The sequence below is a fragment of the Taibaiella sp. KBW10 genome, from assembly GCF_003852495.1.
Classification (GTDB): domain Bacteria; phylum Bacteroidota; class Bacteroidia; order Chitinophagales; family Chitinophagaceae; genus Edaphocola.
Window position 1 is genome coordinate 12,540 of record NZ_QAJI01000005.1, and the last position, 18,650, is coordinate 31,189.

The 18,650-nt window shown below is 42.2% G+C and carries 14 protein-coding genes; 11 read left to right on the forward strand and 3 right to left on the reverse strand.

Annotation, left to right across the window (positions count from 1 at the left end; all coding sequences use genetic code 11):
• Positions 1–13: 13 nt before the first annotated feature.
• From gldL to DBR32_RS10650, 3 genes are all read right to left on the reverse strand, one after another.
• Positions 14–859: a gliding motility protein GldL gene (gene gldL, locus DBR32_RS10640; RefSeq protein WP_124636319.1), complete on the reverse strand. Its 846-nt coding sequence runs from the start codon at positions 857–859 to the stop codon at positions 14–16.
• Positions 860–901: 42 nt separating this feature from the next.
• Positions 902–2,182 carry an SUMF1/EgtB/PvdO family nonheme iron enzyme gene (locus tag DBR32_RS10645; protein WP_124636320.1) on the reverse strand — a complete coding sequence of 427 codons (1,281 nt, stop codon included), beginning with the start codon at positions 2,180–2,182 and terminating at the stop codon, positions 902–904.
• 373 nt (positions 2,183–2,555) lie between these two features.
• A complete protein-coding gene (locus tag DBR32_RS10650) occupies positions 2,556–4,583 on the reverse strand; it encodes a thioredoxin domain-containing protein (protein ID WP_124636321.1) in 2,028 nt (675 codons plus the stop codon).
• A 146-nt stretch (positions 4,584–4,729) separates the two neighbouring features.
• Here DBR32_RS10650 and DBR32_RS10655 point away from each other — a divergent pair, with 146 nt between their 5' ends.
• From DBR32_RS10655 to ccoG, 11 genes are all read left to right on the forward strand, one after another.
• Positions 4,730–6,004 carry a sensor histidine kinase KdpD gene (locus tag DBR32_RS10655; RefSeq protein ID WP_124636322.1) on the forward strand — a complete coding sequence of 425 codons (1,275 nt, stop codon included), beginning with the start codon at positions 4,730–4,732 and terminating at the stop codon, positions 6,002–6,004.
• 36 nt (positions 6,005–6,040) lie between these two features.
• Positions 6,041–7,030: an aspartate-semialdehyde dehydrogenase gene (locus DBR32_RS10660; RefSeq protein ID WP_124636323.1), complete on the forward strand. Its 990-nt coding sequence runs from the start codon at positions 6,041–6,043 to the stop codon at positions 7,028–7,030.
• 199 nt (positions 7,031–7,229) lie between these two features.
• Entirely contained in the window at positions 7,230–9,125 is a 1,896-nt protein-coding gene (locus DBR32_RS10665; protein WP_158605958.1) for a gliding motility-associated C-terminal domain-containing protein, read from the forward strand.
• Between the two features lie 115 nt (positions 9,126–9,240).
• Positions 9,241–10,050, forward strand: coding sequence for a M48 family metallopeptidase (locus DBR32_RS10670; RefSeq protein ID WP_124636325.1), 810 nt, complete (start codon positions 9,241–9,243; stop codon positions 10,048–10,050).
• Positions 10,051–10,164: 114 nt separating this feature from the next.
• The gene (locus tag DBR32_RS10675; protein WP_124636326.1) at positions 10,165–10,704 is read left to right on the forward strand and encodes a hypothetical protein; all 540 of its coding nucleotides are present in this window, start codon (positions 10,165–10,167) and stop codon (positions 10,702–10,704) included.
• Positions 10,705–10,734: 30 nt separating this feature from the next.
• Positions 10,735–13,197, forward strand: a complete 2,463-nt coding sequence (locus DBR32_RS10680) for a heavy metal translocating P-type ATPase metal-binding domain-containing protein (RefSeq protein ID WP_124636327.1) — start codon at positions 10,735–10,737, stop codon at positions 13,195–13,197.
• Between the two features lie 57 nt (positions 13,198–13,254).
• Positions 13,255–13,419, forward strand: a complete 165-nt coding sequence (gene ccoS, locus DBR32_RS10685) for a cbb3-type cytochrome oxidase assembly protein CcoS (RefSeq protein ID WP_124636328.1) — start codon at positions 13,255–13,257, stop codon at positions 13,417–13,419.
• Positions 13,420–13,437: 18 nt separating this feature from the next.
• On the forward strand, positions 13,438–15,621 hold the full coding sequence (gene ccoN / locus DBR32_RS10690; RefSeq protein ID WP_233559719.1) for a cytochrome-c oxidase, cbb3-type subunit I: 2,184 nt from the start codon (positions 13,438–13,440) through the stop codon (positions 15,619–15,621).
• Between the two features lie 44 nt (positions 15,622–15,665).
• Positions 15,666–15,836, forward strand: coding sequence for a cbb3-type cytochrome c oxidase subunit 3 (locus DBR32_RS10695; protein ID WP_124636329.1), 171 nt, complete (start codon positions 15,666–15,668; stop codon positions 15,834–15,836).
• Positions 15,837–15,861: 25 nt separating this feature from the next.
• Positions 15,862–17,049 carry a cbb3-type cytochrome c oxidase N-terminal domain-containing protein gene (locus DBR32_RS10700; RefSeq protein WP_158605959.1) on the forward strand — a complete coding sequence of 396 codons (1,188 nt, stop codon included), beginning with the start codon at positions 15,862–15,864 and terminating at the stop codon, positions 17,047–17,049.
• 181 nt (positions 17,050–17,230) lie between these two features.
• The gene (ccoG, locus tag DBR32_RS10705) at positions 17,231–18,637 is read left to right on the forward strand and encodes a cytochrome c oxidase accessory protein CcoG (RefSeq protein ID WP_124636331.1); all 1,407 of its coding nucleotides are present in this window, start codon (positions 17,231–17,233) and stop codon (positions 18,635–18,637) included.
• Positions 18,638–18,650: the final 13 nt, after the last annotated feature.

Below are 18,650 nucleotides of genomic sequence, written 5' to 3' on the forward strand. Positions count from 1 at the left end.
TTCTCAGGCAGGATTAACGGCCTTGCATCGCAGACAACATGTTGCCGTAGATATTGTTCAATGAGGTTAAGTTTTTGTTCAATGAAGCAATTTGTCCTTTTACCGCTTCTGCATCTTGTGCAGTGGAAGACATTGATTCAGAGGCAGAAGCTAATGTACCATAAAACTTATTCATCGCTTTCAGGTGGTTATTAGCATCTTGCAACTCAACTTCATAAATTTGATTTAAAGAACCCAAGTTTTTAGATAATGTTTGTACTTGTGAGTGGAATTTCTGAGTATCTTCAGCAGCATTGTTGAAAGATTGCATTGTTCCTACAGCTCCGGCAAACGTATCTTTCATTTGACCTAAAGAAGTTGCCGCTTCACGTGCGCTTTGGCTAAATTCTCCTGTTGCAGCAGTTACATCTGTGATGTCTTTCATCTGGCTTACAGTAGTACCAAACTTATCGAAGTTTGTTTTTAAGCTTTTGAAATAATCTGGTTTCAATTCTGCTTCTTCTAACATTTTATCCATTGCAGCTGTTGCGCCTGACATACCACCACCGCTACCCGCACCCAAAGGTTGTGTAGGAGGGATAAATTTAATTCCTTTTTTATACCCTTCTACTACTGGGTTCTCATCCAGGCTAGGATAGTAACGCTCCCAATAATAATCTTTATGAGGGGGTAATAAACCTAATAATAAGAACAGGAATGCTTCTGTCAAAAGACCGATTGTAAGCATCGTGCTCGCACCTGGTAAGTGCTCCAACTTGAATAATGCCCCAACAAGTACTACCGCAGCACCTAAACCGATAATTAAGTTTTTTATATATTTACCTTTCTTTGTTTCAAAAAATAAGACGATTGAATTCATTATTTTGAGTTGTTGTTTATTATTAGTAAATTATTTTTAAAATTATTTTCTAGTACCACTTGCAGGTTCTGCAATCCCAATAGCCTCTGCCGTACGTACATAGATATTTCTGAATCCGATATAAGCTTTAGCCGTATCTGCAAATTCATAATCACGATTTTGAATCTGTAAGAACGGAGCAGGATCTCTCCAGCTACCACCTTTCACAACTTTTCTACGTAACCAAGTTGGATCAGAGTCTTTGATTTTGATATTGATATCAGGATTCATATCTGATAAGAAATTGCGATCGTAAGCGCTTACAGTATACGTGGTGCTCGTCCACTCTGCTACGTTTCCGGACATGTTGAACAAACCGTAATCATTTGCCCAATAAGCGTCTGCTCTTGTCGTGTATAAACCACCATCGGCAGCATAATCACCACGACCGGGTTTAAAGTTTGCTAAGTAACATCCTTTTTGATTCGCAACATATGGTCCGCCCCAAGGATAAGGAGACAATTGGCGTCCGCCTCTTGCAGCCCACTCCCATTGTGTTTCACTAGGCAAAGCGAAATTACCTTCGAAGTATAATTTACGGTTTTCTCTGTCTGCTTTCCACAATTGTGTTCTCCAATGAGCAAATGCACTTGCCTGGAACCAGGTTACACCTACAACAGGATATTCGTTAAAAGTAGGAGACCAGTTGTACTGCAACGCGATCGGCTCGTTATTAGAATAGTTAAATTGTTTTATCCAAACCGAAGTATCAGGATAAGCACCTATACTTTTCTTTACAACGAAATCCGTTCTTGGTTTTCCTGTACTTTTCACAGATTCTTCATAATCGAAATAGCTAAAATTGTACACCAATTTCGTATTATCGAATTCTTTTTTGCCCCAACCGGATTGTTCTGCAGGAATATACAAGTTCATTAATTGGTCTTGTACATCAGCATCTTTCCAATTGATCTTCTGCTTCCAGTCAATACGTTGTGAACCATCTTCGTTATCAACAAAGTGCTGCAGTTGTGTATGTGCGATAGAATCTCTAACCCAATTTGTAAATTGACGATACTCTGCATTAGTAATCTCAGTAGCATCCATATAGAAACCTTGCACCTGTACGTTACGCACTTCAGCATCTAATGCATTTTGAACATCCTGATCGCTGTAGCCAGTTCTTAAATAACCTGCAGGTACCCATACCATCCCTACTGGTGTAGGTGGTCTGTAGCTGGGGTTCGTGTTGTAATCACCCACAACCTGACCTTGCGAACCAGGTTTTCCGCAACTAGCGAACAACATAGCGACAACGGCAATACTCAAGGATTGTTTTCTCATCTGTTTGTAATTTTCTTTGTTATTGCTTCTTTATTTTTAAGTTTTCTACTAAAGTTATTTTAGCAAAATATTAAAATTTATGATTCAAACCTTTTATAATCTGAGCTTGTCTAAATAGTCAAACACTTTACAATAAAGGACTTTAACGATTTTTTACAAGTTTTTTAACCAAATTTAATTTCCAAATATCTATAAAAAAGTTTAGAAATCAAATATTTTCTAAAAAATCACAGCACAATATTTAAAAAGTTTTTTAAATAAACAAGCGTATCCCTTTTTTTTTCCAAAAAAATACTGTTTGTACATACATTCAGCAGGAAACGGTTGGCTAAATAAAGATATTTTATAAACTATTCCAACAATTTTTTCACTTTTATTTTTGTTTTATTTTTGATAAAATATTTCCGGGGTTTTTCTCGGAGGGTAAACAGGCGTATTTCGTACACAGGTAAAACTGTGTCTCTTCGTTTAAACCTTTTCCCTGAAATACCGGAAACTCCTCCGGCTTATTTGTTGCCATCAACACCACATGAGGATGGAATCCCGTTTGAAAAGGCGCTATGTCGCCCGATACAGATGTGCCCAGTACGCTTAGGGTATTAAAGCGGGCATAACGCTGTATACAAGCCGCCCAATAAGCAAAAGAGGTTGGATAGCGCATCGCCTTTGCCTGCATGGCCTGAAGCATTGAAGCACCCCGGTGCTCCATCTCTTCATCCTCATACCATTTTGCCAATATAATACTATTTTCCGCCATTACTGCGTTTACAGATGGTAAGGCGCCATCGTAGGTTTCAATTTTCCTTACGATGATGTCTTTTTGGTCTTGATGACTGAAATAGAAAAATAATTGCTGCTCATCGCCGAAATGATCGACCACATTGGCATACAGCTCTTTAGCAATGCTAAGATAGGCATGGTCAATACCTGCACTGCTGTACACCAAAATTGCTTTTATGAGATAGGCATAATCTTCCAGGCTGGCAGCAAATTTTACTTTTTCTCCATCATAGCTTCTGTATAATTTTCCGTCGTTCAAAAAAGTGTCCAGCATCCATGCGATATTTTCTTTTGCCAGTTGTAAATACCGGCTGCAATCCAATGCCGACGCGGCTTTGACAAGGGCAGTGCATAGCAGTGCATTCCAGGAAAGCAATATCTTATGATCTAAAAGTGGCCGGACTCTCTGTTGTCTTCGCTGCAGCAAGTGCTGGCGGGCATCTTCTAAAATTATTTCCCAGGCATCAGACGTCAAATGATGGCGCTCTAAAAAGGAGGTGGATATGTTATTTTTATTCAGAATGGTCACGCCTTCCCAGTTGCCTTCTGGCGTGATATCCCAGTATTCCAATAATGCAGGATGCAGCTCCGGAATAACCGCTTTTATTTCAGCATAATCCCAGGTATAATACTTGCCTTCTTCTCCCTCGGAATCGGCATCCAAAGCCGCATAAAATCCTATGCCAGATTGGTTTTGAGACAATTCATTAATACAGAAATCGAGGGTAGCCGCTATTGCTTTTTTATAGCGTTCTTCTTTGGTTATTTTATATGCATCGGATAATACTTGTACAAACAGCGCATTATCGTACAACATCTTTTCAAAATGGGGTACTAACCACTCATTATCCGTCGCATACCTGGCCAAACCACCCCCCAATTGATCATAAATGCCCCCGTTCAACAGCCCATCGATACTTACTAATGCCTGTTTAAGCGCCTGCTCACTATCTGTGAAATAATAATGCTCTAGCAAAAACTGGATCGTCATGGTTTGTGGAAATTTAGGTGCAGCGCCAAAGCCTCCCCATGCCCTATCTGCCTGGGCCATAATGTTATCCAACACCATTTTATCGTACTCCGGTTCTTCCCCGAGCCCTTCCTGTACCGATTCGGTAAGGCTAAGCTGATGTAGATGTGCCACTAATTGATCGGACTGGTGGACAATATCTTCCGGTTTTTGGGTCCAGGTGAGGTGTATGGCTTCCAGCACTTCCATCCAGGAAGCACGCTGATAAGCCCTTTGTGGTGGAAAATAAGTGCCCCCGTAAAAGGGTTTTCGCCCGGGCGTAACAAACATATTTAAAGGCCAGCCGCCCTGACCACTCAGAACCTGAAGCGCATCCATATACAAATGATCGACATCTGGCCTTTCTTCTCTATCGACCTTAATACAAATAAAATTTTCATTCATATATGCCGCAACATTTATATCTTCAAAGCTTTCTTTTTCCATCACATGGCACCAGTGGCAGGCAGAGTAACCAATGCTCACCAGGACTGGCTTATGTTCTTTCTCTGCGCGCTCGAAAGCCGCGTCACACCAGGGATACCAGTGTACGGGGTTGTGTGCATGCTGCAGTAAATAGGGGCTGGATTCGTGAATCAATTGATTGGTCATAAAGGATACAATTTAAAAGCGGCAAAAGCTCGATAACAGGTATTTCGTTAAATGAAATATAAACCAGTGAAATTAGTCTTTTTTGCAATTTTGAAGATTAACTTTGCTTTTGCACTACTGTTAAGGTGCTTTGCTTACAAACAAATATGAAAAAAGTATTTCCCGTTATTATCGTATTAATCTGCCTGTCTCTGTTTGGCCTCATGTTTATTCAGTTAAACTGGGTAAAAACAACCATGGAGGTGCAGAAAATCAAATACAGCTTTGAGGTCGAAAATGTAATCAATAAAACACGCCATGATTTGCGCAACCGGCTTGCGATGATCAGAGGCCTTAATCCTAATTTCATTCGGATTACCGATCTTAATTCAGACAATTTTCTTTGGTCGGGGATTAGTGCCCTGCCGGAAGAAGAAATCCGGGGCATTATCCAAACCCACCTCAACGAAGAAAAAATAAAGCTCCCTTTCGAATACTGTATCACGTTAAGGGGAATGGTGGAGAATAACTCCAAAAGCTTCCGGAGGGATATGTTTGATAATGCGTATCAGGCAACGTTAACACTGGATGGCAGTTACGGACTGGTCTTGTATATTCAGGAGCCTAAAAACTATATTTCTCAGCGTACTGCATGGATGTTTGGCGCCTCTGCCCTATTCACTATTATCATTATTGCGGCCTTTGCGCTTACGATCCGAACCATGTTCAATCAGAAAAAGATTGCGGAAATAAAATCTGACTTCATTAACAATATGACCCACGAATTCAAAACGCCTTTGGCGACGATTTCGCTGGCCTCTGATGCGCTTTCGATGGATAAGGTGCGCAACAACCCGGAATTATTAAATTATTATTCCGGAATTATTAAATCCGAAAATAAACGGATGAATAAGCAGGTAGAAAAGATCTTACAGGCGGCACAAATTGACAAAGATGATCTGAAACTGAATCTTCAACCAACCAATGTACATGATGTCATAGAAAAAATGGCAGAGAGCTTTTCTATTCAGGTACAACAGAAAAATGGGTTATTAACGACTAATCTTTTGGCAACCGAAACCTATATTCTGGCAGATGAAGTCCATTTTTCAAACATCATTTATAACCTTATGGACAATGCCGTAAAATATTCGGCTGAACAGGTCAAAATTGAAGTGTCCACTCAGAATAGCAAGCAAAATATCATCATCAAAATAAAAGACAATGGTATTGGGATGAGTAAGGAAACGCAAATACACATCTTTGAAAAATTCTACCGGGCACATACAGGTAACTTACACAATATCAAAGGGTTCGGTTTGGGACTGAGTTATGTAAAAGCCATCGTAGATTCCCATAAGGGTAAAATAAAAGTAGAAAGCGCGGTTGGAAAAGGCAGTACGTTTACCATTGAATTGCCCATAGCCTCACCCGAAGCATAATCATTATTACATCTTCTAAATACACAATACCATTTTATGAAAGTAGCTGTTGTCGGTGCCACAGGATTAGTAGGCAGTACGATGCTCCAGATCTTAGCTGAGCGCAATTTTCCCATAAGTACATTGATTCCAATTGCTTCAGATAAGTCTAAGGGTAAGCTCATCAGCTTTAAAGGCAAAGAATATCCCGTAGTAACCTTAGCGGAAGGTTTGGCGCTGCAACCAGATATCGCTTTGTTTTCGGCGGGGGGCAGCACTTCTTTAGCATGGGCCGAAAAGTTTGCTGCAGTAAATTGTTTTGTGATTGACAATTCTTCTGCCTGGCGGATGGATCCTGATAAAAAACTGGTGGTGCCAGAGGTGAACGGGCATGTCTTAACAAAAGAAGACAAAATCATTGCCAATCCCAACTGCTCCACGATACAGATGGTAATGGTATTACAACCTTTACATCAATTATACCATATCAAAAGAGTAGTCGTAAGCACTTATCAATCCGTAACGGGAAGTGGCCAGAAAGGGGTTGATCATCTCGAGGCAGAGCGCGCTGGCACACATGATAAAACATTTTACCCACACCAGATAGACCTTAATGTAATCCCGCACATTGACGTGTTTATGGATAATGGCTATACAAAAGAAGAGATCAAGATGATCCTTGAAACACAAAAGATCATGGGTGATGACCAAATTCAGGTAACGGCTACCGCTGTAAGGGTACCTGTTATGGGTGGCCATAGTGAAAGTGTGAACATTACTTTTGAAAAAGATTTTGAGTTGGACAGGGTCAAAACGACCTTAGAACAGGCACCCGGAATAACATTATTAGACGATGTTCAGCAAAATAGCTATCCCATGCCGATACATGCCTGCGGAAAAGACGAAGTTTTTGTAGGTAGAATCAGGAGAGATCATTCCTTCCCTAATACCTTAAATTGCTGGATTGTAGCGGATAATCTTCGAAAAGGTGCCGCAACCAATGCCGTTCAAATCGCGGAATACCTGATAGTCAATCACTTAGTTTAATTAGAGTTTCAAACGGCCTAAAGATATGCTGCTGACGCAAATGAAGGGTTCTTTTATAAGCATAAGTGCATGAATGCTTTATTTTGGGTTTTTTTTATATTTTTACCAACCAATGACTATCTACCAACTGTCTTATTAAAGGCAAGCTTAAAATAATATTTATATATTAAACTGTATGATGATGAAAAAATATACCATAATGTTGCTTTTCGCAATGTTTTCCGGTTTGTTAGCACAAGCACAAATAGGATTAAATTTTGACGATACATTAATTTGTAGAGGCAATACCATTACTATGGGTGCATCCTTTACGGGTCAGGTAAACAGCCTGAGTTCGGATGACTATTTTACCAACGAAGTAATTCCGATAGGTTTTACCTTTAGTTTTTATGGAAAAGACTATACTAAATGTGTGATCTCGGGTAATAACTTCTTGTCTTTTGACACGACATTAGCCAGTCTCAGCAGTTCTTATCAATATACTACAGCTATAAACTCTACAAATGGCCAACTCAACAAAGTGGTCATGCTGGGTTTTCAGGATTTAGATTTGAGTAAAGGCGGTACCTTAAAATACCAGACTTTCGGTACACCAGGCCAAAGAAGGTTTATTGTAGAATATTGTATGGTTCCTAAATATGGCGGAACAGCTTGTAATGCCTACAAGGTAACAAACCAGGTAATTCTTTATGAAGGAACAAATATTATCGAGTTTCATACAACAGATATGCCGGGTACCCCTACTTGTCCGAGCACAAATGGTGCCGGAACAGGAGGAAACTCAATTCAAGGTTTAAGAGATGTTACAGGATCGGTTACCAACCAAATCTTCACCCCTAACAGGGCTCCTGCAGATTTATGGGGAACTATTGGTAGCACCAACTCTTCCAGAAGATATACTCCTATGGCTACAACGCCATTCTATACTATAGACAGTATACCTTTCAATCCTTGGCAGATCATCGAAAATGCAAACAGTGCATTGTTAAAATGGTATGATGCTAACGGTACTTATATCGGTCAAGGTCCTACAATGACCGTAACTCCAACCAATCCTCCTCCTCCGGCTACCGGAACGTTCTATACTGTAGAGTATACCGGAAGTGCAGGTTGTGATGTAACCCAATCATTTACTTTTAAAGATACAGTTAATATCAGATATGACGATAAAAGAGTATTTGTAAGCCAATCTTTATGTGCGGGTGAAACTTATCTGTTCTTTGGAAGATTATTATACCAAACTGGTGTATATGATACAACCTTCAAAACAGCTGCTTTAAGATGTGATAGTCAGATCATCCTGACGCTTACAGTAAATCCTAAACCTAATGTTACCCTTAACGAAAACGATAAGGTAAAAATGTGTCAGGGAGATACTTATGTATTCAGAGCAGTAAAAACAGCAGGTGCTACTTACCAATGGCTTAGAAATGGCAGCCCTATTCCAGGTGCCGGTGCCGATACTTTAGCCGCAACAGCAGCAGGTAGCTACCGTGTGAAAATAGTAACGAATAAAGGTTGTACAGATACCTCTAAATCGGTAGAACTTTTAGTGAAGCCTAACCCTACGGTTAAAATCTCTTATGTAAGTCAGAATGATTTCTGTGCAGAAGATACTGTTACCTTAAAAGCAACTGCAACAGGAAACAACCTTGAATATGTATGGACGCCTGATGAGTACTTAAGAAAAACGACTACCGGTATATACGATATCGCAGAAGCTATTGTACCAAAAACAGGGTATGTAAAAGTGAAAGTATTTAACGGAGACATGTGTTCTGCTTCAGATTCTGTATTGATCAAAGTACACCCTTGTTGTGAAATCGGAATGCCGACAGCATTTACACCAAATGGTGATGGTAGAAATGACTACTTTATGCCAGTGCTGCAAATAGGACAGAAAATTGTTTCTTTCCAGGTGTTCAACAGAAGAGGCCAACTGATTTTTGACAATGATAACATGACTAAAGGTTGGGATGGTAAAGATAAAGACGGTAATCCTTTGAATAATGATGTGTTTATGTATATCATCAAGTATAACTGTTCTGATGGAAAAATCTATGAAGAAAAAGGTGACATTACGATTGTTCGATAATCATCTTAGTTTATAAGCAAAAAGAGTGTATGGAAAATCCATACACTCTTTTTTTGTGATTATATTAATAAGTGTATCCCCTATCTTCGTCAGGCACACCAAAATACAAAAACTCATGAAAAAAGTACTGCTTACGACCTTTGTCGCCGGTCTATGCCTGTCTGCCTCTGCGCAAAGAATTAATCTGAACAAAGCCGTTAATGCGGCCGGAAAAGGCGTTTCCGCCGCTTCCTTTACCAATGCCGATGCCGCAAAATATGCCAAAGAAGCGGTAGAATGGATGGACAAAAACAACAAAATTGCCGGTCCTAAAGATCCTTATACCATTAGGTTGAATAAACTTTTCGGCAAGCATAAAAGCCAGGATGGACTTTCTTTAAATTACAAGGTTTACCTGGTTACCGATATTAATGCCTTTGCCTGTGCCGATGGCAGTGTAAGGGTATTCTCTTCTTTGATGGATATTATGACTGATGATGAACTGTTGTCTATTATCGGCCATGAAATAGGCCATGTAAAAAATGAAGACAGTAAAGATGCTATGAAAAATGCCTATATGAAAGCAGCAGCGCTGGATGTCGCATCTTCTGCTTCTAATACAGCACAACAACTGACGGAAAGCCAATTGGGTAAAATGGCCAATGCCATGTTGGATGCCACCCATAGCCGCAAACAAGAAAGTGAGGCAGATACCTATGCTTACGACTTCATGAAAGAAAACGGGTATAATGTGGTGGGTTCTTATACCGCATTCAAAAAACTGGCACTCTTGTCTAATACGAAGGCAAAGACATTTGAAAAAATGATGAGTTCTCATCCCGATAGTGATAAGCGCGCCGAAACGGCCAAAAAGAAAGCCGAAAAAGATGGTCTTTGGAAAGACCCGGGCACAGTAAGCCTGCCTACAAGCAAGCTGACCAAATAACCTTCTCTTTAAATAATATCCAATAGCTGCCCGAAGATCGGGCAGCTATTGTCATTTCGGGAAACTGATAAAAATCATAATCCTGCCTGACATCCGTCAGCAGAAAGCCTTACAATGCCTGCTACTTTTGTACGGAATCAGGCTAAGCGCATCATGAGTGTTTCTTTTATCAATTTTAATTCTTTCGGGCAAGAAGAGCTATGCCACTTCATTGCCCAAAGATGTTATGAGCATATGCACCAGTCGCTAAGCCATCTGCAGGTGCACTATCTCCATGAAAATTGTCTTCACGAAAGTGGCACCTCCGATGCAGCCTTACCCTTCCTCTTCCTCCAATTCAAAGACGAATGTGAGCAACTCATACTACTGGAAGAGCAACTTATCCTCCCTTATTTCAATAAGACCATTTACGCCCAAAAAAGATACCGGGAAAATACGGCTCTGAACCCAAAATTGCTTTCCCGCAAACATCGGGAACTCCAGGAACGATATACTAATATGAAGAACGACACCTTGCAAAAGATTCGATTCAAGGAGGACACCCAGTACCAGATACTCCGGTATGATCTTCAGGTAACCGCTACGCAACTAAAGGACTGGCATGACCTCATCAATATTCTGTTTCAAAAAGACACCCTCAAGGAAACCCTCTAAATTTTCTACCCCCACTCAAAACAAAAGAATATGGTTAAGGAATATGCCGGGAGCAAGGCCCTACAGATAAGCTGCTATCACTGCGGAGAAGACTGCCCCAATAATACAATCCGATTTGAGGACAAATCATTTTGTTGTTCCGGTTGCCAGTCGGTATACCTCTTACTTCAGGAGACCGGCTTATGTACTTATTACAGTTTGAATCAACATGCCGGCATCAATAGAAGGGAGGAGACCCGAAAAGATAAGTTTGCCTTTTTGGAGTCGGCTACGATTCAGCAAGCCCTCATTCAATTCAGAGATACAGCAGAAACCCACATTACGTTCTATATTCCCTATATCCATTGCAGTAGTTGTATGTATCTGCTGGAACAATTACACCGTATTCACAAGGGGGTCATTCGTACCGATATCAATTTCTTAAAAAAAGAAGCCAGTATCATCTTTAAAGAAGCAGAATTAAGCCTTCGCGGATTAGTAGAACTCTTAACCAGCCTGGGCTATGAGCCACACATCAGTTTGCAGCAAATGCAAAAAAGCAAACCGAAAGTAGCCAAAAGCCTGATTTATAAATTAGGAGTCGCCGGGTTTTGTTTTGGCAATATCATGCTGCTGAGTTTTCCAGAATATTTTTCAGAAGATGTACAGCAGGAACAGTACCTGGGCAATATTTTCCGGTACTTAAGCCTGCTTCTTTCCCTGCCTGTATTTTTTTATTGCGCTTCTGTTTTCTTACAATCTGCATGGAAGGGGATCAGGTATAAACAGGTGAATATAGATTTTCCGGTAGCCATTGCTATTATCGCGACCTTCAGCAGAAGCCTTATTGATGTACTGATGAATAACGGAAGTGGTTATTTTGATTCCTTATCCGGTATTGTATTTTTCATGCTTGCCGGCAGGGTATTACAAGATAAAACCTATGGGGCACTTAGTTTCGAGCGGGATTATACCGATTACTTTCCCATTGCAGCAAGTTTGGTTAAGGATGGGCATATTGTCGCTTGCCCCCTACCTGATATTAAAGCGGGCAATACCCTGAAAATACACAATAATGAATTAATCCCGGCCGATGGTATCCTGACCAAAGGAAAGGCGCAGATAGACTATAGTTTTGTAACCGGGGAATCCGTACCCGTAATCCGTGAAATGGGAGAAATGATCTATGCCGGAGGAAAACAACTGGGATCGGACATGGAAATATTAGTGGTAAAAGAGGTGGCACATAGTTACCTTACCAGCCTATGGAATAAAGAACATCAGGGAGAAGATCAGGAGACCAAAGCACATGAAGCGAAATCGTTTGTACATGCCCTTGCAACAAATTTCACCTGGATTGTATTGGGTATTGCCTTGGTAGCCGGCATTTATTGGTATTATCATGAACCCGCTAAGATCTGGCCTGCCGTCACCACTATCCTAATTATTGCCTGCCCCTGTGCGCTACTGCTTACGGCCACTTTTACGAGAGGCTACATCCTGCGGATACTCGGCAAGAATGGGCTATTTCTCCGCAATGCCCATGTGATTGAACCGCTCGGAAACCTTACCCATCTTGTCTTTGACAAAACGGGTACCTTAACCGCAAGCGCGCAGATTACCGCGGCACATTTCGGAGCAGGGCTTTCGCAGGAAGAGGAGAATATTATCGCCTCAATCACCCATCCGACAAGCCATGCCATGAGTCGCCCTGTACGGGCCATACTGAAGCATACAGAGCTTTATGAAGTCTTCGACTTTAAAGAACATGCTGGTCTGGGGGTAAGCGGGCTCGTAAAAGGGAAACACGTGCAAATCGGTACCGCCGGGTTTATGCAACGCGCTGCGGATGAGCTTCCCCAGAAAGGTACTATTCTTTTTATAAAGATAGGTGGAGCAGACAAAGGTTACTTTGTATTGACCCAAGGTATTAGAAGCGGCATACCGGAACTATTACAACAACTTCAGCACCTGAGTCAGATCTCGCTGTTATCAGGCGATATGCCCCATCAGGAAACAATGTTCCGCAAAATCGTGGGTGATGGACCCAAACTATACTTTCAACAACAGCCTGCCGACAAACTGAATTATGTAAAGGCCTTACAGGATCAGGGACAAGTGGTAGGCATGATCGGAGACGGGCTTAATGATGCCGGGGCCTTAAAACAAAGTAATGTAGGCATCTGTATTGCTGAAGATACTAATTCTTTTACCCCGGCAGGCGATGCCATACTCAAAGGAGATCAATTACACATACTGCACAAACTGATCAGGCTTTGTAAAAGCAGTAAAGGCATTATTATCCTTTGTTTCAGTTTTTCCTTTTTATATAATGCGGTGGGGCTGTTCCTTGCCGTTCAGGCAAAGCTATCGCCGATAGCTGCTGCCATACTGATGCCCTGCAGCACTTTAAGCATCATGTTGCTGACCTATATCATCAGCAATATGCGCAGCAAACAATTAGGCTTAAAATGGCGTACTCAGGAACATGACAAAAGTCATGTTCTCCAATGAGTATTGTCATAGTCTAGCCCGTGCTAAGGAAATAATTTTGTATCCAATTCAAGCCCCATGAGTGTACTCGTCATTTTATTAGGCATTAGTCTTTGTGTCGGACTCGGTTTTCTGGCCGCCTTTATCTGGTCGGTAAAGTCTGGCCAATTTGAGGATGATTACTCCCCCGCACATAAACTTTTTTTTGAGGAGGAAACACCAACTGACACCCATAAACAATAATCATAATTAACGTAAACTATGAACAAGGACGCGAAGGAGAATGGTTCTCCGGACACAGGAATGCAGGTAGAACATTTTTATTACGACAACAAAACCGTCAGGCTATTCGGCGTTGCCGCCATTTTCTGGGGCCTGATCGGTATGCTCGCGGGTGTTTATATTGCCTTTGAACTGGCTTACCCCGGCTTAAATCTCGGTTGGGCACCCATTACCTTCGGTAGGATGCGCCCGGTACACACCAATGCCGTCATTTTTGCTTTCGTGGGCAACATCATTTATATGGGCGTCTATTATTCCCTGCAACGTTTGCTAAAAGCCAGAATGTATAGCGATCTGCTCAGCAAGATCCATTTCTGGGGCTGGCAACTCATTATCCTCCTGGGGGCACTTAGCCTTTGGATGGGCTTTACACAAGGCAAAGAGTATGCCGAACTGGAATGGCCGCTGGACATTGCCATCACTTTAATATGGGTTGTGTTTGGGATCAATATGTTTGGTACCATTTTAAAAAGAAGAGAACGGCATTTATACGTAGCGATCTGGTTCTATATAGGTACCTGGGTAGCCGTAGCCATGTTACATATCGTAAACTCTTTTGCACTGCCTTATTCCGGAATGCACAGCTACAGCTGGTATGCAGGAGTTCAGGATGGTTTGGTACAATGGTGGTACGGTCATAATGCGGTTGCCTTCTTCCTCACCACTCCCTTTCTGGGCTTAATGTATTATTTCGTACCCAAAGCATCCGGCCGGCCCGTTTATTCTTACCGCTGGTCCATTATACACTTCTGGTCTTTAATCTTCATCTATATCTGGGCCGGGCCACACCACTTGTTAAACACGGCCTTACCCGGTTGGGCGCAATCCTTAGGTACTGTATTTTCCATCATGCTCATTGCCCCTTCCTGGGGAGGCATGCTCAATGGTCTTTTAACCTTAAGGGGTGCATGGGATAAGGTAAGGGATGAACCTATATTGAAATTTTTTGTAGTCGCCCTGACTTGTTATGGCATGGCCACCTTCGAAGGTCCTATGCTGTCTTTGAAATCGGTCAACGCCATCAGCCACTATACGGACTGGACGATTGCGCATGTGCATGTAGGCGCATTGGGTTGGAATGGCTTTTTAGCATTCGGTGCCTTATACTGGTTGTTCCCACGCTTATACCGTACCGAATTATTTTCTAAGAAACTGGCCAATACACACTTTTGGATCGGAACTTTAGGTATTATCCTGTATGTTATTCCTATGTATTGGGCCGCACTGACACAGCACTTCATGTGGAAACAATTTACACCGGAAGGAACCCTTAAATACCAGTTCATCGAAACAGTAACCACCATTGTTCCTATGTATGCCTTGCGCGGTGTGGGCGGCTTATTGTATGTGTCCGGCATCTTTTTATTGATTTACAATATTGTAAAAACCACTAAAAAAGGAAGCTTTCTCGCACAGGAAGCAGCTCATGCAGCACCTTTACCAAAGGTAATGCCCAAAGTAGCTAAAGAACACTGGCATAACTGGATTGAACGCCGCCCGGTACAAATGTTGGTCTTTGCCTTAATCGCAGTAGTCATCGGCGGTATTGTAGAAATGGTGCCTACCTTTTTGGTAAAATCAAATATCCCTACCATCTCTTCCGTGAAGCCCTATACGCCACTGGAACTACATGGCCGCAATATTTATATCAGGGAGGGGTGTTATACCTGTCACTCCCAAATGATCAGACCGTTCCGCCATGAAGTGGCGCGTTACGGAGACTATTCTAAAGCCGGCGAATTCGTATATGACCATCCCTACCAATGGGGATCTAAAAGAACGGGGCCCGACCTGGCAAGATTAGGGGGCAAATATCCCGACAGCTGGCATTACAATCATATGCTAGACCCAACCTCTATGACTGCAGGATCTATCATGCCTAGCTACCCATGGTTGTTTAGTGATCGCATCGACAAAACCAAAACAGCCGCAATGATCAATGCGATGACCAGACTGGGCGTACCGTATGCCAAAGGCTACGATGCAATCGCGAATGATGATCTCGAAAAGCAAGCGAAAGGCATCCAAGAAAGTCTTGAGAAAGAAAAAATAAAGGTGCACACTACCGATGAGATCGTTGCACTGATTGCTTATATGCAAAGACTTGGCACGGACATCAAAAAAGATAATAAAGACAGCCTTAATGCCGCTCTAAGCAATTAATTTATCAGGCCATCAGACCGGAGGTCCGGCACAAAAAACAAGTTATGAAATTCAAAAATTATTTAAGCTCCATAGACGGCATCAGTGTTTATCCTTTATTCACGCTGATCTTGTTTGTACTCATTTTTGTACTGGCCAGCATCCTGATTTTCAGTAAAAGTAAACAGACTATAGAACACATCAAAAACATACCCCTTGACGATGGCAATGTTTAAATCATATTTTAATAAAGAACGATCGATGAAGAAATCTCTTTCCCTAACGACTGTACTAACAGGCTTACTGCTCTGTCCCAACTTGCTTTTCGCGGCCAGCACGACTTCGGTCACAAGCGGAGCCGAAGAAGGTGCCTTTGCAGCCCTGGCGAATCCGGTAGCCATCATTATGCTCACGATACTCATCGTCCTATTGTTTGTAATTATTTTCCTAGGCCGGATTGTCGCAACCTCGCTGGAATATTATAAATCCAAAAAGCAAGCTGCAAACAGTAAAAACAAGGGCAGCAAGATCGTCTCGGTTTTATTGCCGCTCCTGTTGCTGACCGGGTATCATACCTCCGCGCAGGAAGCGACAACCGAAGCTGCTCCTGCTGCCGAAGCCATAACACTCATTGGTGGCATGAATCCTACGCTATTTTATTTTCTGTTCGGGGTGTTTCTGTTAGAAGCATTAATCATCATTATACTCATTTCAACCATCCGTTTCCTGGTCGGTTTAGAAAAGAAAAAAGCAGCAAAAAAATCGAAAAGCATCCATTGGTTTGAAAAGCTGAATGCGACGAAATCGCTTGACCCTGCCTCCGAAGCGGAAGCAAACTGGGGCCATAGTTATGATGGCATTGAAGAGCTGGATAATCCTACTCCACCCTGGTGGATGGCAGGTTTCGCGCTCTCCGTAGTCATAGGGATCATTTATTTTTATCGTTTTGACATTGCCAAAACCGCACCGGATCAGTTTCAGGAATATGCAATAGAGGTACAGAATGGAGAAGCCGCAAAGCTCGCCTATCTTGCCTCAGCAGCCAATAAGGTAGATGAAAATACCGTAACCAGCCTCACCGACGCAGCCGATATCGAAGCCGGTAAAACCATATTCGTACAAGTGTGTGCGGCCTGCCATAGCGCAGATGGAGGTGGCACAGTCGGACCCAACCTAACCGATGATTATTGGTTACACGGAGGTGGTATTAAAAATATTTTCAGAACAATTACGGTCGGTGTACCCGAGAAGGGCATGAAATCCTGGAAGGATGATTATACGCCAAGACAGATCCAACAGATTGCGAGTTTTATAGAAACCCTGCACGGCACGAAACCCGCAACGGCCAAAGCCCCTCAAGGGGAGTTATACAAAGCCGAAAACAAGATGCCGGCAGAAGATAGCACGAAAACAGTAACCGGTGCAACAGCAGCACATACACAGTCTTAACCTTTTTGTTTTGAGTTGAAAAATAGGGCTGTTTTGATTCTTCAGAACGGCCCTTATTTTAAAAATACCTGTACCCAGACCCCCGATAAAATCGGCGACAAGCATCATTGCGATTAGGTTCGGCACTTCAAGACAACGCCGACCGAGTTATCCGATTGAGATTCTTTATAATTATTAAGCCATGGCATTCCTTAAAGAAAGTGAGCACAGTTTCAGAGACGATCTCTCTAATATAGACGAAAAAGGTAAGCGGAAATGGATTTTTCCTACAAAACCCAAAGGCAAGTTTACCCGTGCACGCTATTGGCTCAGCTATTTCTATTTTGCCTTATTCTTCGGCTTACCGTTCCTGCGCATTCATGGAAAGCCGGTATTGTTATTCAACATACCCGAAGGGAAGTTCATTATATTCGGCGCCATCTTCTGGCCTCAGGATTTTTTTATTTTCGGACTTATCATGGTAGCCGCTATTCTCGCCATTGCTTTGTTCACCATGGCCTACGGCCGCATTTTCTGCGGATGGATCTGTCCGCAAACCATATTTTTAGAATCGCTTTTCCGGAGAATAGAATACTTGATTGACGGCGATGCCGCCCGGCAGCGATGGTTACGCAAGCAAGCATGGACGCCAAAAAAAGCAGGTAAAAGAATACTGAAACACAGCCTTTTTCTCCTCATTTCTTTACTCATAGCCAATACCTTTCTGGCCTATATCATCGGCACTGCAGCTTTATTTGAGCTGATGACCGAACCGATTGCACAACACCTCGGGGGATTTATGGCCATCCTGGTGTTTACCGGCGTCTTCTATGGTGTATTTGCATTTCTGCGGGAGCTCGTCTGCACAAACATTTGTCCTTACGGCCGCTTGCAAAGTGTACTTCTCGACAAGGACTCTATTGTTGTTGCCTATGATTATAAACGGGGAGAACCGAAAGCCAAATTCCGGAAAGTACAGGGAGATGCCGGCGATTGCATCGATTGTGACCAATGTGTAAAAGTTTGCCCTACGGGTATTGACATCCGCAATGGCACACAGCTGGAATGTGTCAACTGCACCGCTTGTATAGATGCCTGCGATGCGATGATGAAAAACATAAACCGCCCACTTGGCCTGATCCGTTACGATTCGGAAAATAATATTGCCGAAGGGAAGAAAAGCACGTTCAGCCCAAAGTTGAAAGCCTATACTGCCGCGCTACTTGCGATAATAATGGGGATCGCTGTATTGCTCTTTAATAGTGAAAATGTAGATGGCAGCATCATCCGCTCTGCCGGTATGTTGTATCAGGAACGGGGCACAGATAGTATTTCAAATCTGTATAATATCAAATTCATCAACAAAACCTTCGACCAATTTGACCTCACCTTACAATTAGAAGACCGGCAGGGTACCATTGCTATGGTCGGTAAACAAGAGATTACTATGAAACCCGAAAGCCAGGGTGCTTCTAACTTTTTTATTGTACTGCCCCGTTCTGCCTTACAAAACAGAAAAGAAAAACTCAAAGTAGGCGTATACCAAAACGGAAAACTGGTCTTGTATCTTAAAACCACCTTCTTAGGCCCAATGCCACAAAGAAGCTAATCCTCTTTTTTCA